Source organism: Neisseria musculi (assembly GCF_014297595.2).
GTDB classification, from domain to species: domain Bacteria; phylum Pseudomonadota; class Gammaproteobacteria; order Burkholderiales; family Neisseriaceae; genus Neisseria; species Neisseria musculi.
In genome coordinates this window covers 1852895-1865703 of the sequence record NZ_CP060414.2, presented here as the reverse complement: position 1 = coordinate 1865703, position 12809 = coordinate 1852895, and the positions used below count along the sequence as shown (strand labels likewise).

Here is a 12809-nt window from a genome sequence, read left to right as displayed (position 1 = left end):
TTTTCAGACGGCCTTATATGTTGTTTGGCGGCGGGGAGGCAGGCCGTCTGAAAGCCATCGGTTTGACAAGCCGTTTTTATCATGAGTCCGAATGTTTGCCCTGATATGAGCCGTCAAGCACGGCCTGCCACCAGTTTTCGTTGTCGAGATACCACTGCACGGTTTTGCGTATGCCGCTTTCAAAGGTTTCCTGCGGTTTCCAGCCCAAGTCGCGTGCGATTTTGGCGGCATCGATGGCGTAGCGCACATCGTGGCCGGGGCGGTCGGCAACGTGGGTGATTAACTCGGCATATGATGCGATGCGGCCTGCCGTGGCAGGATTGCCGGCAACGGGGCGGATTTCATCGAGAATGGCGCAGATGGTGCGCACCACATCGATATTCTGCCGCTCGTTGTGGCCGCCGATGTTGTAGCTTTCGCCGTTATCGGCACGGGTGAACACCGTCCACAAGGCGCGGGCGTGGTCTTCCACATAAAGCCAGTCGCGGATTTGCCTGCCTTCGCCGTAAACGGGCAGCGGTTTGCCTGCCAGGCAGTTTAGTATCATCAGCGGAATCAGCTTTTCGGGAAAATGGTAGGGGCCGTAGTTGTTGGAGCAGTTGGTGAGCACTGCCGGCAGGCCGTAGGTGCGCTGCCAGGCGCGCACGAGATGGTCGCTGGAGGCTTTGCTGGCCGAATAGGGGCTGCTGGGCGCGTAGGGCGTGGTTTCGGTAAACAGGCCGTCTGAACCGTGGAGGTCACCGAACACTTCATCGGTGGAAATATGGTGAAAGCGGAACTGCGGCTTGTTGGGCTCGGAGAGCGTGTTCCAATATCGGCGCGCGGCTTCGAGCAGGGTGTAGGTGCCGACAATATTGGTTTCGATAAAGGCGGCCGGGCCGGTGATGCTGCGGTCGACATGGCTTTCGGCAGCCAAATGCATCACGCCGCGAGGCCGGTGTTCTGCAAACAGCGCATCGAGTGCGGCGCGGTCGCAGATATCGGTGTGCGAAAACACATAGCGCGGGTTGGCAGCCACGCCCTCCAGCGATTGCAGGTTGCCTGCGTAGGTGAGTTTGTCGATGTTCACCACTTTGGTGTCGGTGTTTTCAATAAGGTAGCGCACAAGCGCGGAGCCGATGAAGCCGGCACCGCCGGTTACAAATACGGTGTTTTGCTGCATGAATCGATTTTGCGGTTAATGTAATCGGCGGTAATTGTATCGGCAAAAGGCCGTGCTGCACAATAACCGTTTGTGGTTTAGAGTTTGTTGTCGGGGCGGTTTTCTATATACTCCCAATGTTTTCAGACGGCTCCGGCAACTTCAGGCCGTTTGAAGCCCTTTGATTATTTTTTCACGGAGAGATCATAATGCTGAAAAAATGGCTGGCCATTATCGCCGTATCCGCTTCGCTGTCCGCCCTTGGCGGCTGCGGCTACAACACCATGCAGACACAGGACGAAGCGGCCGATGCGGCTTGGTCGGAAGTGCTCAACCAATACCAGCGCCGCGCCGATTTGATTCCGAATTTGGTCAACACCGTTAAAGGCTACGCCAAACACGAAGAGCAGGTATTTACCGAAGTAACCGCCGCGCGCAGCAGGGTGGGCAGCATCCAAATGACTGCCGAAGATGCCGCAGATGAAGAAAAGCTCAAGCAATATGCGCAGGCGCAGGGCGAATTGAGCAGCGCGCTATCCCGCCTGCTGGTGGTTTCCGAAAACTACCCGCAGCTTAAAGCCGACCAAAACTTCCGCGATCTGCAGGCCCAGCTCGAGGGCACCGAAAACCGTGTTACGCTCGCGCGCAACAACTATATAAAAGCGGTGCAGGTTTATAACACCAACCTGCGCCAGTTTCCGCAAAACATCACGGCCAAAATCTTCGGCATGAAAGCGCGTCCGCAGTTTAGCGTTGAAAACGAAAAAGCCGTATCTGCCGCGCCCAAGGTCGAGTTTTAACGGGCGGCCTGCATAGATTCATAGATTGCGGGATACCGGCCGTCTGAACAGTTTTCCGCCCCGGCAGCCGGGGCAAAGTTTTCAGACGGCCGCACCAATCTCGATAGGCCGTCTGAAAAACGATGGGAAAGGAAAGCCGTGCAAACAGTGATACAGCGAATCGGCGTTTTCGCCGCCTTACTGCTGGCCGGCACGTGGCTGTTTGCCGCCGTGCCGCAGCTTACCGACCCGGTGATGGACACGGCGCAGATGATGCAGCCGCAGGCGCGGCAGGCACTCAATACGCATTTGCTGCAATACAGCCGCGAAAAAGGCAGCCAGATTGCGGTGCTGACCGTGCCCGAAATCAAGCCGGAAACCCCATTCGACTATGCCGCGCGCGTGATGGAGCAATGGAAACTCGGCCGTGCGCAACACAGCGATGGCGTGTTGTTGCTGCTGGTGCGCGATGAACGCAAAACCCATCTGGCCGTAGGGCGCGGCCTAGAAGGCGCGATTCCCGATGTGTACGCCAAACGCATTCTCGAAGACATTCTGCGCCCCTATCTGCGCGAAGGCAAAACCGATGAAGGCATCAGCGCCGCCGTGGTGCAGATTGAGAAGCTGATTGCCGGCGAACAACTGCCTCAAGCGCAGCAAGAGAGCAGCGGGGAAGGCGGTAGCGACAACCTGATTCTGCTGTTGATACTACCGTTTGTTGCCGGCGGTTTTCTGAAAGCGGTGTTCGGCCGGTTTGCCGGCAGCCTGCTGACGGGCGGCGTGATGTTTGCTGCCGCACTGCTGCTCGGTTTCGGCGCGATAGTCGGCGCATTGGCTGCGGTTGCCGGTATGTTGGTGTCGTTTGTTGTCGGCAGCGGGGCGTTTGTTTCAGGAGGCGGCGGTTTCGGCGGGGGAGGCTTCGGTGGCGGCTCGCGCGGTGGCGGCGGCTGGAGCAGCGGCGGCTTCGGCGGCGGAGGTTTTAGTGGCGGCGGCGGCGGTTTCGGCGGCGGCGGCGCATCGGGAGGCTGGTAATGGAACAAAACAAATTCAAACGCTTGTGGCAACATTGGCTGCACCCGCGCGCTCGTGTCGAACGGTATTTCCCCACCGCCGATTTGCAGCGTATCAGCCGCCATATCGGCGAATCCGAGCAGCATCATCAAGGACAGATACGCTTTGTGGTCGAATCGCGCTATCCGGGCAGCGCCGTGTTGGGCGGCCTGCAACCCCGTACCCGCGCCTGGCAGTGGTTTGGAGAGTTGGGCGTGTGGGATACCGGGCTGAATATCGGCGTGCTGGTGTATGTGTCGTTTGCCGACCATGCTGTCGAAGTAGTGGCCGACCGCGGCATCGCCGCCAAAGTGGGAGAAGAGCAGTGGCGGCACGTTTGCGAAACCATGCGCGAAGCCTTCAAGCGCGGAGCCTTCGTAGAAGGCTTGGAAAACGGCTTGCGGGAGGTAAACGCCATCTTAACCGCACACTTCCCGCGTAACGGAGAGACGGCGGCAGACGACCTGCCGAACAACGTGGTGATCAGATAGGGTGAGTTTCAGGCTCTCTGAATAGGAAAAAGGGGGCTAATCTACGTCAGCTCCTAAAACAAAGCCTCTGCCCGCAGCAGCGTGCCGATATGGTGGGGGCGGTTTTCTTCGCGGTTGTTTAAATAATTGATTTCGGTCTGCACAAACAGCCACTCGCGCCAAATAGGCTGCCGCCAGCCTGCAAACGGGCCGTAGCTGTTGAGCTTGGCTTTTCGGGCTTCGATGTTGCCGCCTGTGTAGATGCCGTAATTGAGCCGTTTGTGCCCGGGCAGGTTGTGCTGGCGGTAGAGGCTGTTGCCCCACGTCCATTCTTCGTCATTGTTGCGGGTGTATTGAAGGTGGAACTGGTTGGCGGTGAAGGTGTTGCCTTCGGGAAAGCGGCGCACTTCCCAATTGGTGCGTACATAATGTTTGCTGTCGATGCCGTAGCGGTAGATTGGCTCGAGACGGGTGCTGAAATCGCCGCCGAGCTGCCAGTCTTTGCTGCCTTTCAGGCGCAGGTAGAAGTCGTTGCCGGAGCGTATGCCGATGTCGGCATCGGTGTCGATGCCGGAGCGTTTGCCGATGTCGGACCAGCGCAATGCCAGCGATGAGTTGCTTTCGCGGCTGTGGGTTTTATCGAAGGTTTTGTTGTCGGTGGAGACGTTTTCTTCATAAACCTGAATGTTGTTGCGCGGTTCGTTATCTAGGGAGTCGTCGCCGAACACCACGTTTATGCGCTGTTGTAACACGGGGAGTTTCACCCTGCCGCGTATGCGCGGTTTCACCGAAAAATGGTCGTATTTGTTCCATTTGGTGTCGATCATCACGCGCAGGTTGGCATCGGCAGGGTTGTCGGGGTCGGGTTCGCCGAACCAATCGTCTATATTGTGTGCCCAAGATTTTAAACGGCTTCTCACCGCACCGTGCTGACGGTCGACCCAAGTGTCGTTTTCGGGCGCAGGCGCGGCTTCTGCGGCGGGGGCAGGGTTAACGGGCACATATTCGGCGGCTTCATAAGCCCATGCGGCACAAGGCGCGGCCAGCAGCAGGGGGATAATCAGGCGGCGGGTGTTCATGTTGCACTCCTTTGCAATTTTTGATATGCCCATGTGAAAACTTTAACACTTTTAACCATAAAAGCATACCGCATCTGCCGCAAAGATGCTGCCGGGTTGTTTGGAAACCACAATTTAGGCCGTCTGAAAGCCCGAAGCGCTGTGTTAGAATAACTCCGTTTTTTCAGACGGCCTTATCTTCCAAAAACCATGCCCACACCGCCCATCCGGCTCGCCGAACTGGTGCGCCTTTTGCAGGAACGCGGCTATATTTTTGCCGCCGATCCGCAGCCGCTCACAGAAGCTCTGCGCCACGCCGAAGGCAGCGCCGAGGCCAAACTTTGCCGTCGCGCCGAAATGATAGACAGCGACCGCAGGCTGCACGACAGCCTTGAGCGTGTGCGCAGCCTGTTTGCCCGGCTGCTGCTGGCTGCTACCTTGTTTTGGCTGGTCAGCGGCTTTGCCGGCACCGCAACGCTGATGCAGCAGCAGGGATTGAATTTTTTCTTCGTGCTCTGTGGCGTGCTCGGCGTGCATACGCTGATGCTGTTGTTATGGCTGGGTGCGGTATTGCTGCCGCGCTTCAAACCGCACGGTTTGTTTGCCGACCCCGCGTTATGGATACGCGGCAAAGATCCCGTCAACCAAGCCATCTTGCGCCTGTATAGCGATGAATGGGGCAAGCCCGCTACCCGCTGGCTCATCGGCCGCACCACTCACCGCCTGTGGCTCTCTGCCTTGTCGGGTATGCTGGCGGCTTCGGTTTTACTGCTGGCCGTGCGCCAATACACCTTCAATTGGGAAAGCACCATTTTGAGCGATGCCGTTTTCGTGCAGGCCGTGCAGGCGCTCGGCTGGCTGCCTGCCCAACTCGGCTTTCCCGTACCTGATGCCGATGCCGTGTTAAACAGCCGTCTGAACAACAATCTTGCCGCTTCAAGCCGATGGGGCGGCCTGCTAATCGGCAGCATCGTCTGCTACGGTCTGTTGCCCCGCTTCGCCGCCTGGCTTGCCTGCCACATCCTTTCACGCCGCAGCATGAGCACGCTGCCGCTTGAAAAACCTTATTATCAGCAAATCATCCAGCAATGGCAGCAGCGCGTGGTCGATGCCGACACCCAAAGCGAAACCGTTGGCGCCGCCCCGCAAATCAGCCTCAGCAATGCCCCTAAATGGGCGGTGATGCTCGATGCCGAATGGGCGGACAAAACCTGGTTCCAACATGTTTTGGGGCAAGAGTGGCTAAACAAAGGCACCGCCGCCGGCCGCGATGCGGTCGCCGCGCTGAAAGCCGATTTGCAGGCCAATCCCGCCCAACTGCTGATCGGCGTGCGCGCCCGCAGCATGCCCGACCGCGGCATCCTGCGCCAACTCACCGCCTTGGCCGAAGCTGCGCAGGGCGGGACGGTGGTGCAGCTTTTGGCCGAAAAAAACATTTCAGACGGCCTTGAAGACTATTTGAACCAATGGCACACTGCGCTCACCGAACGCCGCCTGCCGTGGCTGGACCCGCCCCGAATCAGCCAAAGGGAAAGGCTGGGGCAAGAGGCAGTAAAACAAGAATGATAAAAAATAAAATCAGTTGGTTATCTGGATTTTTGATAAGGGTGAAATGTGAAAATCGGTATTTTTGGTTTTATAAAAACCAAGTTTTGGGTATTGTTCATGGTGTTGATTTTGGGCAGGTTGATTCATTGGGGTTGGTGGACAGCCCGTTCACCCATGTCGATTACTGGCCGACTATACAAAAACGCATTCCGGAATTGGCAGAAATAGAATATGAACATATTTCCCGTGGCCGGATTGTTTATGATAAAAATAGAGATAGTTTCTTAGTTTATCTTGATGAAAAGCTACACTTTCAAGAACAAGCACGAAAAATCTGCGATTTTCTTACGAAGAATAAAAAAATGAATATTTTGATGGTACGCTGCCCCTCGTTTGCAGTTAAGGAAGGCTATGTAGGATATGGCTGGCCGAAGGTGGATTTTTCCTAATATCAAGATACTAATGCTTTGTTTGAAGCATTTAAACAACACTACACGAATGGTATTGGCAGGCAAAAAAATAACATCAAGCGGTTTTTTAATTTGAAGGAAGAGGATATTGTGGTTGTTCCATCCGGTAAATCGCTCAGTATCGGTGTTGTTAAGGGTGAGAAAGTATTTAAGCCGGAATGGGAAAATCGTGCTTGCAATTTGGTGTCGGTAGAATTTTATATGTCAAAAGGTAGCGTGTTTAAGATAAAGCGTGGTGATTTACTGCAAAAATTGGAGAGTAGATTAAAGGTTAAAACTGCCATTGCAGATTTAGTAAAGTTTCAGGATGAGATTAGAGAAATTATTGATTCAATTAGTGAAGACGAAGATATTTACCAATCCTGCAATATTTATACGAAACATGTTAAAGCGGCCGAAAAAAATTTCAAAGATGAACTGCTTCAATCTATCCGTAATGAGACAATAAGGCTGTCTGCCGGCGGAAACGGTTTGGAAAGGTTGATTAAAGAATTATTGGAAATTGATGGGTATAAAGCAAAAATTAAAACGAAAAAACAATCCCCTGATATTGCAGATATAGATATTGAAGCAAAAAAGGAAGGTAGATTTTTTAAAACTTGTTTGCTGATACAGGCTAAACACCATAGAGGCGAAACCGACGGGCACGGTTTGAAACAACTGATGCCTACAAAAATAATGATGTTGCCTGCCAGAAATGGTTGATTACAACGGCAGCGGTTTCAGATGAAAATAAACAATTGGCCAAGCAAAACGATATTGAAATTATGGAAGGCGAAGAGTTGGTAGGTTGGATATATGAAAGCCTTCCTCATTTATCAGAAAAAACCAAACAAGCATTGGGTATTGTGGACATTCCGTCATTACTGAAACAGTAGTCGGTTTGAGGATATGGCGGGCGAATGCCTGCCATTAAGGCCGTCTGAAAAATCCGTAGGTTGGGCTTTAACCCGGCTGTTCCAATCATAAAAGCTTACCCGTTCCGCGATAAACTCAGAATAACCGATAGTTATGCAAAACAAACCGCTATCTCTGGCCGTGGTCGGCCACACCAACACCGGCAAAACCTCACTGCTGCGCACGCTGTTGCGCGACAGCTGTTTCGGTGAAGTGAAAAATGCGCCCGCAACCACCCGCCATGTGGAGCAGGCCGCGATTAACGACGGCGGCGAGACGCTGGTGTATCTCTACGACACGCCCGGGCTGGAAGATGCGGGCGGCGTGTTCGACTGGCTGGAAGTCAACACTTCGAGCCGTTCAGATGGCATCGAGCGTTTGCAGCGGTTTCTCGAAAGCCCCGAAGCGGCGGGCGATTTCAATCAGGAAGCCAAAGTGCTGCGCCAGCTGCTGCAAAGCGATATGGCACTGTATGTGGTGGACGCGCGCGAGCCGGTGCTGGATAAATACAAAGAGGAACTAAAGGTTTTGTCGTGGTGCGCCAAGCCGATGATGCCGGTATTCAACTTTATCGGCGGGCAGGATTTGGGCGGATGGACGGAGATGCTGGCGCGACACACGCTCCACGTTTACAGCGGTTTTGATACTGTAGCCTTTGATTTTGAAGGAGAAATACGCTTGTGGAGCAGTTTGGCCACCATGCTGCCCCAACGCAGTATTATCGACCGCCTGATTGCGGTGCGCCGCCGCGAATGGCAGCAGCTCGACCACGAAGCACGCAGCGAAATCGCTCATTTTCTGCTCGATGTGGCGGCTTATAAGCAGGAAATCGATGAGAGCGACAACCCTGAACCCGTGCTGAAGACCATGCAGGCGGCTGTGCGCCAGCTTGAGCGGCAGCTTCAGCAACAACTGTTCCAAACCTACCGTTTTTACCATAACGAAATCGACACCGGCGAATGGGCGCTCAAGGCGTTCCGACAAGACCCGTTCGATGCAGATTTGCTGAAAGAATACGGCATCCGCACCGGCACAGGCGCCGCCACCGGCGCATTAATCGGCTTGGGCGTGGACATGGTTACGCTCGGCGGCTCGCTCGGCTTGGGTACCGCCATCGGCGGCGTGCTCGGCGGCGTGTTGCCGAATATGCAGACGATTACCGACAAACTGTCGGGCAAACAAACCCTGCATATCGACCCGGAAACCCTCACCCTGCTGGCCGCACGCGCCTTAGATCTGCTTGCCGCCCTGCAAACGCGCGGCCATGCGGCACAGGCTGAAATCCAAATGCAGAGCGGCAAAACCCCGTGGCAGGCCGCGAAACTGCCGGCCGAGCTGAATAAGGCCCGCAGCCGCCAGAAATGGTCATCGCTCAACACCCATCTGCCCGAGCTGAGCCGGCGCGAACGAGCGGAAGCAGCGGCAGAAGTGGCCGCGAAGCTGTAAAACCGGAAAAGGCCGCAGGCTTTATGCCTGTTTTCCCCTGTGCCCCGTTATACTCAGGCCTAGTTCGGGTATTTCGGGTATATTGTTGATTACCGCAAATTTCTCAATTTGCACAGCAATATATCTGGGAAAAGCCGGTGCACTTTTGCGATGGTTTACATGCATAACATCTAGGTTGGGTTCCGCTTTATGGTAAAGCGAGACAGTTTGTAACAAATGGGGAGTGGCTCAGTTTCGTACGATATTTGACATCATCGACCACGATAAAATGTAAAAGACTGGCGGAGAGTTAGTCATCTGCAACTACTGAATAAGGTAGAAGTGAATAAGGTAGAAGTCTGATGTTTGACTTTTCTATTACCGTGCGGTCAGAATTGCAATAAGCAATAAGGTAGTGCGGGCATGATTTGTAACAGGCTGGTTTCTCAAGAAAAATGGCTACCGAGCGTCCATGTACTCCACTTGTTGCCGTTACTGCTGCTTGGCGGTTCAAACTGTTGTACAGTCTGTTCAAAACCTTGTCTGCAAAATGACGGCCATGGCGGTTACCCCAAAACAAAGCCGCGTTTTCCGCATATTCTGAGGTTGCTTTGCAGATTTCGATAGCGGTCAACTTCCCAAACTTCTGTGGATTGCGTTGCAGACCTATGATGTGATGCCGAAAAACCGTAATTTTTATTTTAAGAAAGGGGCTAACGTAGATTAGCAGTCATGATAGGCTGCTAAAATGAAGATAACAAACTGTAAATTAAGCAAAAAAGCACAGAAGACTACTCAGATATTTTGTGCCGGAAGTTACCGCCGTTCGGCTGCCGATGTCTTGGGTATCCGGCCCAACACCGCCATACTCTTTTACCGCAAAATCCGCCTCGTCATCAGCCGTCATTCGGCCTTGGAGGCATCAGGTTTTTGAAGGTTCCGTAGAGTCAGATGAGCACTGCTCCGGCGGTAAGCGCAAAGGAAAACGCGGCACAGGAGCCGCAGGCAAAGTGGTGGTTTTCGGTATTCCCAAACGTGGCGGCAAGGTTTATACCGTGGTCGTGGATAACGCCAAAAAAGAGAGTTTGCTGCCTGTTATTGCGAAGAAAATCATGCCGGACAGTGTGGTGTATACCGACAGTTTAAGCAGCGATGATGTCCTGGATGTCGGCGGTTTTCACCACCATAGGATTAACCACGGCAAGACATTTGCCCAGAGGCAAAACCACATCAACGGCATTGGGAATTTTTGGAATCAAGCCAAGCGTGTGCTGCGCAAATACAACGGAATCGACCGAAAGTCTTTTCCCCTATTCTTGAAAGAATGCGGGTTTCGTTTTAACTTTGGCACACCAAGTGAGCAGTTGAAAATCTTTCGGGATTGGTGTGGTATTTAGGGCTAATCTACTTCAGCCCCTTAAGAAAAGGAGAATATCGACCATGATGTTTTTTTCGGTATTTGTTTATCCGATAAACAACATGATGCTGTACCTTGCAGAAAGAGCTAGGTAATCTCGGTGCATAGTTTCGGCAGGCGCAAAAAATTCTGCTCTTGTATAGCAGGATTTGAAACCATGTTGTACCGTGTGAAATAAAATCAAAAACGGCTTATTTCACAAAATACGCCGATTTATCGCGTGCAGCTTAATAATATGAAACCAAGTGAGATAAATATATAGGGGTGTGTGAGATAAATGGGATTAGGCGGGACTGGTTGGGTTGGTGTGGGATGGCGGATTTGAAATGTTGTTGCACGGTGTGAAATAAAATCAACGGGCGGGTTCAGCCCGTTTTTTTTATGCCTATAACCCTTTGCTCAGAGATTTTAGGGCGATGTCGAGTAGGGCGGATTCTGCTCCTTTTTGCAGTTGTCCTGCTCCGTTGATGGGCAGGTAGGGGCGTGGCTCGATTTTGACTTTCCTGCCGCGCCCGGCTTGGCCGCCGAGGTGGTGGATGGCGGCATATTTTTTATTACTGCCGATACGGGCAAAGCCGTTTCCGATCTGGGTGCTGATGCCGGCGGCGATCCGGCCGGATAATTGCAGGGTTTTGCCGCCGTTGTCGGCAACGCGCCGGCTTCTCTTCCATTTTTGCCCACCCCAGCCCTCACTTTCGAAGTTGTCTTCCGTGAGTGAGACCATTTCGGTAGCGATGGCACGCATCACGGGGCGGGTGTCGGTGGCGTTTTTCAACAGTTGGCTGAGACCGTGTTCGAGTTGACTGGCATCTAAGCTGATTTCAAGCATCTAAATCCACCAGTTTATAATTAAAAAATGCGGCGAGTTTCCGCATCATATCCAATGCTTGAAAATCGTCAATGATGACGTTGATTTCCCCGAAGTCCAACACTATGGTGTTGTCGTCTTTTAAATTTCTTCCCACATCCACACTGTCTTCAATAGTGTAGGCTGCCCGATAAATATCCCGGCTTAAGTCCAACTCTGCCATCTTTACCCTTTCAGTAAATCCAACACCCAAGCCAGCACGGCTTTGGGTAGGCTGTTTTTAAAACGTTTGTCTGCCGCCAGCTCTTTCATGGCGGTGCGGGCGATGTCGGGGTGGACGGCCCGGGCTTTTTCGGCGGCCACCCGCGCCATGCGGCTGAGCATGGCTTTGCCCTGATTGGCATTGAAGCCGGCGTTGGGTGCCACAAAGGTGCCGTTGATGCGGATGCCGGTGCGTTGGGCATAGCGCTCTTCGCCGGTGTATTCGTTGGTGCGGATATCGACCGTTATCGTTTCCAATTTGGGGCTGGGCAGCACTTTGGCCGCACCGCGCGCTTCGGAGAGCGGTTTGACGCGGCAGCGGCAACGGTAATCCAGCGGCGGATAGCGGGTATCCCAAACCGGGTCAGTGGCGGCGTACACCTTGCCGTGCAGCAGGCGGTGGCTTTCGCGGGTGCGGCTGTTGTTGACGGCCACATATTGCCAATACGGGTGTGTGTCTGCCGAATCCATCATTTCGGCATAGCGTCCGGCCACGTAGGCCGACTGCATATTGGTGAGGTAGATGGTTTTCAGGCGGTGCGGGCTGCCGAGCGTGGCCGTCTGAACCTCTCCCGTGTCGGGATTGGACACCTCTTTACGCCCCCACCAGCCTTTGGCTTGCAACACTGGTGTCAGTTCACGACCGAAATCTTCTAATGTTTGGCCGTTTTCCAATGCTTTGAGTGCCGCACTGTATATATCGTCCAACACATCCATCTTGGCCGTTTTGGCGACAGTAAAGGCGGTGGCATGGGCATCATCCAGCATATCCTGCCAATCCCAAGACACGTGATGGCCTTTCTGTTTCAGATAGGCCACGGCGGCCTCGGGCTGCATACCGAACACGGCTTTGATGTCTTCGGGATTCATGCCAATTCTCCGCTGGCTTCAATTCGGCCGACCAGTTCGGACAGGAACAGTACGCGCGCCAGCTCGTTTTGCAGGTCGGCATCGTCCATGTTCGGGGAGGCTTCGGCCAGACGGTCGAGCAGGTTGTCGGCGGTTTCGCCTTTTTTCAGTTCGACCACCAGCGCATCGGTCAGAGCTCGGCCTTGTTCGTTCAGACGGCCGGCATCGGGTGCGAGGGTGTCGATAACGGTGCCGGCATCGGCCGGAACCGGCAAGCCCTCGGCAAATTCGGGAACATCGGCCTGCTTAGCCAAAAGTGGCGGTGTCGCAACTGCAACTTTAGAGACAGCGGCATCAACAACCGAAACAACGTCATCGTCCGACAGGTTATAAGCCCGTTTCCAGTAGCTTTCGGACAGGTTGACACCGCAGTTGACCAGAATTGGTCGCGTTCGACCAATTCTTTTCCGCCTTCTTCCGGTTCATACAGCACGAATTTGGGGCGCGGGCTGTTTTGGCCGAAGTTCAAGTCCGTTATCCAGATTAATTGGTTGAAGCAGCCATCGACGATGCGGCAGTCGTTGTCGCGTAACATCAATAAACAATATCGAATACAAAAGCGCCCCGCAAAAGCAG

General features: G+C 53.7%; 16 protein-coding genes and 1 pseudogene. 9 read left to right on the top strand and 8 right to left on the bottom strand.

All coding sequences use genetic code 11. The annotated features are described in order from the left end of the window. Positions 1-79 precede the first annotated feature (79 nt). Complete coding sequence (gene rfbB / locus H7A79_RS09840) at positions 80-1162, bottom strand: dTDP-glucose 4,6-dehydratase (protein WP_187000126.1); 1083 nt, start codon at positions 1160-1162, stop codon at positions 80-82. A 188-nt stretch (positions 1163-1350) separates the two neighbouring features. Between rfbB and H7A79_RS09835 the strand changes: the two genes are divergently transcribed. The 3 genes from H7A79_RS09835 (at position 1351) to H7A79_RS09825 (ending at position 3461) form a co-directional block, all read left to right on the top strand. Then, entirely contained in the window at positions 1351-1941 is a 591-nt protein-coding gene (locus H7A79_RS09835; protein WP_135034413.1) for a LemA family protein, read from the top strand. Positions 1942-2079: 138 nt separating this feature from the next. Next, positions 2080-2952, top strand: a complete 873-nt coding sequence (locus tag H7A79_RS09830; protein WP_246407870.1) for a TPM domain-containing protein — start codon at positions 2080-2082, stop codon at positions 2950-2952. Then, positions 2952-3461, top strand: a complete 510-nt coding sequence (locus tag H7A79_RS09825) for a TPM domain-containing protein (protein ID WP_187000125.1) — start codon at positions 2952-2954, stop codon at positions 3459-3461. The genes H7A79_RS09830 and H7A79_RS09825 overlap by 1 nt, the downstream gene beginning before the upstream one ends. 53 nt (positions 3462-3514) lie before the next feature. On the opposite strand, the gene H7A79_RS09820 is transcribed toward H7A79_RS09825, so the two are convergent. Next, entirely contained in the window at positions 3515-4519 is a 1005-nt protein-coding gene (locus tag H7A79_RS09820) for a hypothetical protein (protein ID WP_246407868.1), read from the bottom strand. Between the two features lie 189 nt (positions 4520-4708). Between H7A79_RS09820 and H7A79_RS09815 the strand changes: the two genes are divergently transcribed. From H7A79_RS09815 to H7A79_RS09795, 5 genes are all read left to right on the top strand, one after another. Further along, a complete protein-coding gene (locus tag H7A79_RS09815; RefSeq protein ID WP_187000124.1) occupies positions 4709-6064 on the top strand; it encodes a DUF2868 domain-containing protein in 1356 nt (451 codons plus the stop codon). After that, positions 5998-6495: a hypothetical protein gene (locus H7A79_RS09810; RefSeq protein WP_187000123.1), complete on the top strand. Its 498-nt coding sequence runs from the start codon at positions 5998-6000 to the stop codon at positions 6493-6495. Before H7A79_RS09815 ends, H7A79_RS09810 begins: the two co-directional genes overlap by 67 nt. 18 nt (positions 6496-6513) lie before the next feature. Continuing rightward, the gene (locus tag H7A79_RS09805) at positions 6514-7221 is read left to right on the top strand and encodes a restriction endonuclease (RefSeq protein ID WP_187000122.1); all 708 of its coding nucleotides are present in this window, start codon (positions 6514-6516) and stop codon (positions 7219-7221) included. After that, on the top strand, positions 7218-7394 hold the full coding sequence (locus H7A79_RS09800) for a hypothetical protein (protein ID WP_187000121.1): 177 nt from the start codon (positions 7218-7220) through the stop codon (positions 7392-7394). The genes H7A79_RS09805 and H7A79_RS09800 overlap by 4 nt, the downstream gene beginning before the upstream one ends. Positions 7395-7527: 133 nt before the next feature. Continuing rightward, on the top strand, positions 7528-8859 hold the full coding sequence (locus tag H7A79_RS09795) for a GTPase/DUF3482 domain-containing protein (RefSeq protein ID WP_187000120.1): 1332 nt from the start codon (positions 7528-7530) through the stop codon (positions 8857-8859). A gap of 289 nt (positions 8860-9148) precedes the next feature. Here H7A79_RS09795 and H7A79_RS09790 read toward each other — a convergent pair whose 3' ends face one another. Then, positions 9149-9472, bottom strand: a complete 324-nt coding sequence (locus H7A79_RS09790; protein ID WP_187000119.1) for a hypothetical protein — start codon at positions 9470-9472, stop codon at positions 9149-9151. A 114-nt stretch (positions 9473-9586) separates the two neighbouring features. Here H7A79_RS09790 and H7A79_RS09785 point away from each other — a divergent pair. Beyond that, positions 9587-10235 (top strand): annotated as a pseudogene (locus H7A79_RS09785) (IS1595 family transposase). Between the two features lie 405 nt (positions 10236-10640). On the opposite strand, the gene H7A79_RS09780 reads toward H7A79_RS09785, so the two are convergent. The 5 genes from H7A79_RS09780 to H7A79_RS15240 are packed head-to-tail and all read right to left on the bottom strand — an operon-like array spanning position 10641 to position 12768. After that, positions 10641-11084 carry a phage virion morphogenesis protein gene (locus tag H7A79_RS09780; protein ID WP_187000118.1) on the bottom strand — a complete coding sequence of 148 codons (444 nt, stop codon included), beginning with the start codon at positions 11082-11084 and terminating at the stop codon, positions 10641-10643. Beyond that, a complete protein-coding gene (locus H7A79_RS09775; RefSeq protein WP_187000117.1) occupies positions 11077-11286 on the bottom strand; it encodes a hypothetical protein in 210 nt (69 codons plus the stop codon). Before H7A79_RS09775 ends, H7A79_RS09780 begins: the two co-directional genes overlap by 8 nt. A gap of 2 nt (positions 11287-11288) precedes the next feature. After that, the gene (locus H7A79_RS09770) at positions 11289-12194 is read right to left on the bottom strand and encodes a phage head morphogenesis protein (RefSeq protein ID WP_187000116.1); all 906 of its coding nucleotides are present in this window, start codon (positions 12192-12194) and stop codon (positions 11289-11291) included. After that, complete coding sequence (locus tag H7A79_RS09765; protein ID WP_434968555.1) at positions 12191-12487, bottom strand: hypothetical protein; 297 nt, start codon at positions 12485-12487, stop codon at positions 12191-12193. Before H7A79_RS09765 ends, H7A79_RS09770 begins: the two co-directional genes overlap by 4 nt. Then, positions 12385-12768 carry a phage portal protein family protein gene (locus tag H7A79_RS15240; protein ID WP_434968532.1) on the bottom strand — a complete coding sequence of 128 codons (384 nt, stop codon included), beginning with the start codon at positions 12766-12768 and terminating at the stop codon, positions 12385-12387. Before H7A79_RS15240 ends, H7A79_RS09765 begins: the two co-directional genes overlap by 103 nt. Between the last annotated feature and the right edge of the window lie 41 nt (positions 12769-12809).